The 3,201-nt window shown below is 33.0% G+C and carries 4 protein-coding genes; all 4 read right to left on the bottom strand.

The features are described from left to right. Nucleotides 1-217: 217 nt before the first annotated feature. The 4 genes from WA340_RS02575 to WA340_RS02560 all read right to left on the bottom strand — a co-directional run bounded on the left by WA340_RS02575 (nt 218) and on the right by WA340_RS02560 (nt 3,025). Nucleotides 218-697: a hypothetical protein gene (locus WA340_RS02575; RefSeq protein WP_336127163.1), complete on the bottom strand. Its 480-nt coding sequence runs from the start codon at nt 695-697 to the stop codon at nt 218-220. Between the two features lie 163 nt (nt 698-860). Next, nucleotides 861-1,211, bottom strand: a complete 351-nt coding sequence (locus WA340_RS02570; RefSeq protein ID WP_336127162.1) for a hypothetical protein — start codon at nt 1,209-1,211, stop codon at nt 861-863. A gap of 300 nt (nt 1,212-1,511) precedes the next feature. Next, entirely contained in the window at nt 1,512-2,279 is a 768-nt protein-coding gene (locus WA340_RS02565) for an HNH endonuclease (RefSeq protein ID WP_336127161.1), read from the bottom strand. Nucleotides 2,280-2,440: 161 nt separating this feature from the next. After that, nucleotides 2,441-3,025 carry an N-acetylmuramoyl-L-alanine amidase family protein gene (locus WA340_RS02560; RefSeq protein WP_336127160.1) on the bottom strand — a complete coding sequence of 195 codons (585 nt, stop codon included), beginning with the start codon at nt 3,023-3,025 and terminating at the stop codon, nt 2,441-2,443. Between the last annotated feature and the right edge of the window lie 176 nt (nt 3,026-3,201).

The raw sequence follows: 3,201 nt of genomic DNA, 5'->3' as shown, positions 1-3,201 counted from the left end.
TTCCGTAAGCAATAATTACTATTAGAAGCATTAGTGTTATAGAATATTTCATCGGTTAATTTGGCTTAAATTGCTGCTAACGGTTTCGTATAACCGTCAGTTACGGGTTAAAGTACGCAAATTTTTCGGTTTAGCACTGACGTTAGCAATTCCGAGTGGATTCGGACGTAGTCGAATCCGCCGTAATTGCGGTTATACATTGTTGTGCATAGTATTTTTATTCCTTGCATATTATTCCGTTTTGTGAAACTTTTTGTCCGTCATTTGTTGTCATAGTTGCTGTGTAATACAGACACTTATTTTCAATTTTTGTTTTCGAGACAACAATTCCGTTATTATCATTTACCCATTTTTTTCCTTCGTCCAATTCCGATTTTGAAGAATCATAAGTCAGTCGGTAAGTGCAGTCGTCAATCCACTCAATTATTTCATATTCAGGATTTCCGTTTCCAATTCCATTTTTCCATTCTATTTGAGTTCCTTTTTCTCGGATTACAATATATTTTTTTATCGTTTTGTCTCTTTCAGGTGTAAATTCCGAAATGCTGTCATTTTCAACGATTGTATATTTTGCCATTTCAGGTGTTTCAGGAATATAAAATTGTCCGATTTTAAAGTCTTTACAAGTCAATTCCTGTGCATTTATTTTAAGTCCGATTAGCAGAAATATTACAATTAAAAATATAGGTTTTTTCATTTGGCGTTTTGTTTGTTAATATTATGCACAACGGTTGGGCTATGGTTTCGTTACGGAATGGTACGCGAGTATCATTCCGCCGTAACCATAAATTTAGCAAAAAGGCTCGAAATTCCGATTTGGAATTTCAGCCGTAATGAACTATAGCCGTTGTTGTGCATAGTTATTTTTCCAGTTTTCTTTCAAATTTTTCAAGAGTTATTTCTTTCCGCCACCAAGAGTATTCTCCGTAAGCAATTTTCTTGTCATAATCCACCGCCAAATAGTCATTCCAACAAGAAAAAAAATCGTAATCTCCGTTTTGTTCGTCCTCAGAATCACTTTCGATTTTGGAAGGTGCAATTAAATAATACTTTCCGACTTTAAAATCCGCAATATATGGTCGGCATAAAATTCCGTTGTCTCCCCAAATTTTGAAGCGTTTTCGGGTTTCAGAACCTTTATATTTTTTGATTACTTCCACAGTCATTGAATAGGGCATTTTTCCATCATAGTCGTAAATTTCGTCTTCCAAAAAGTCCGAATATTCGATTACTTTGATTAATGCAACAAATTCCTGATTGTCCGATATTGCACCGAATCTGCAATTCCAATTACACTCGCAAGAGCAAGCGAAAGATTTCATTGAAATCAGAAGTATAAATATTATCAGAAATCGTTTTTTCATAATTATGCACAACGGTCTCGTATAACCGTCAGTTACGGGATTAAAGATAATGATTTTCGGTTAAGAACTGACGTTAGCAATTCCGAGTGGATTCGGACGTAGTCGAATCCGCCGTAATTGCGGTTATACATTGTTGTACGCAGTTTTTTAATCATTCATTATTTTTAAAGTTATGTCTACATCTGTCATTTTTTGAATAAATACTGCATCTGTAAAAAAACCTTTTTTATTCTCTATTGATTTGCTTACATAATTTTTATAGTCTTCAATATTAAACTTTGATATAGGAAAACCAAATACGTGACCTAGAAACTCTATTTCTGTGAACTTGTCATTTGAGTATAAATATTTCATTCGGTCAAAGAATAGGATTGGTGTTTCAGCTTCCCTGTCAAACATCATCATAATCCCAATAACTCGATTAAAATACAGAACTGGTAAATCTCCTTTGTCGTATCTAGCAAATTGTCTTATTACATCGAATTTTGGTTCATAACCAATGTTTTTCTGTCGGTTGAGTTCTTCCAAAAACATTTTGTAAAGTCCGCGTTTGAATGCTCTACAAAGTTCTTTTTGAAATCCTGATGAAAATCTGAATGATGGTTTTATACTTAACCTGTATTTTCCGTTTCTTTGTTTAATATCAAAGAATTTAGATTTAAAGTCTCCTATTTTTCGCTTTGTTTTTCCTGAATTTAATAGTCTTCTCCTTGAAATATTAAAAGCTTCTTTTAATGCTTCTTCAATAGAATATTTTCTATTTCTTTCATTTCTGTTTCCAAAGTACTCATTACAATTATCACAGACATTATTATTGAAGTTTTGACCTCCTAATGATTTTGGTATTGTGTGAGCTTTTTTGTCAAATGTTACTTCTGGACTTTCTTTAAAACACCATAAACATTTAGCTTTCATTAATAGTCAGATTTTTGGTCAAATTGCGTACAACGATTAGGCTATGAGTAGTTGCGTGGGTTAGCGATTAACCTTGCAAGTACACACCAAGTTGGAAATTCCGCAGGAATTTCCAAAGTAGGCGAGCACAAGCAATTACTTATAGCCATTGTTGGCAATAGTTATTTTATCACGTTCAATATTGATTCGGCGAGTTCAGATTGTCCTTTTTCGGTTGTCAATACTTCTCTGTCATTTTCGTTAGTCAAATATCCAAGTTCAAGCAAGGCAATTGGATATTCCACGTTTTTAAGAAGGTAAAAATCTGCCTTTTTAATTTCCACATTTCTGTCTTTGAAGCTATAAAATAATTCGAGAGCTAAACTTCCCGATTTTTCTTTCTGCTTGTTTTTATCACTTACAAATATTTCTTTTCCGCTTTCCTTTTTGTCATCGGCTGCGTTCACGTGCAGCGAGATTACAAAGTCAGGTTTTAATTTATTGATTTGTTCTGCTCGTTCGTTTAATGATAAGAATTTATCTGAATCTCTTGTCAAGATAATTTCCAAATTAGAATTTTTATTCAACTCCTTGATTTTATTTGCAATGTTAAGCGCGATTCCTTTTTCGTTATATCCGTTTACTATTGTTCCATTATCGTGTCCACCGTGACTAACGTCAATTACAATTGTTTTTTTGTCAACAGTTGTAAAAGCCAATGTGATTGTCAAAAATGCTAATCCGATAAATTTCATTAAGTTTTTCATTGTTTTTCTATTTTTGGTTTATCATTCTAATAACGTTAAATTTAGTCATTAATTATTGCCAACGTTAGCGTATAAATTTCAGTTGCGGAAAATCGGTACGATTTTCCGATTTAGCTGAAAGATAGAAAATTGCAATGAATTTCCGTAGGAAATTCAGTCGCAATTGAATTTATACA

The sequence above is a fragment of the Mesoflavibacter sp. CH_XMU1422-2 genome (genome assembly GCF_037029245.1).
In the GTDB taxonomy this organism is placed as follows: Bacteria; Bacteroidota; Bacteroidia; order Flavobacteriales; family Flavobacteriaceae; genus Mesoflavibacter; species Mesoflavibacter zeaxanthinifaciens.
Note: the sequence above shows the minus strand (reverse complement) of the source record. Positions and strands in the feature narration are given on the sequence as shown.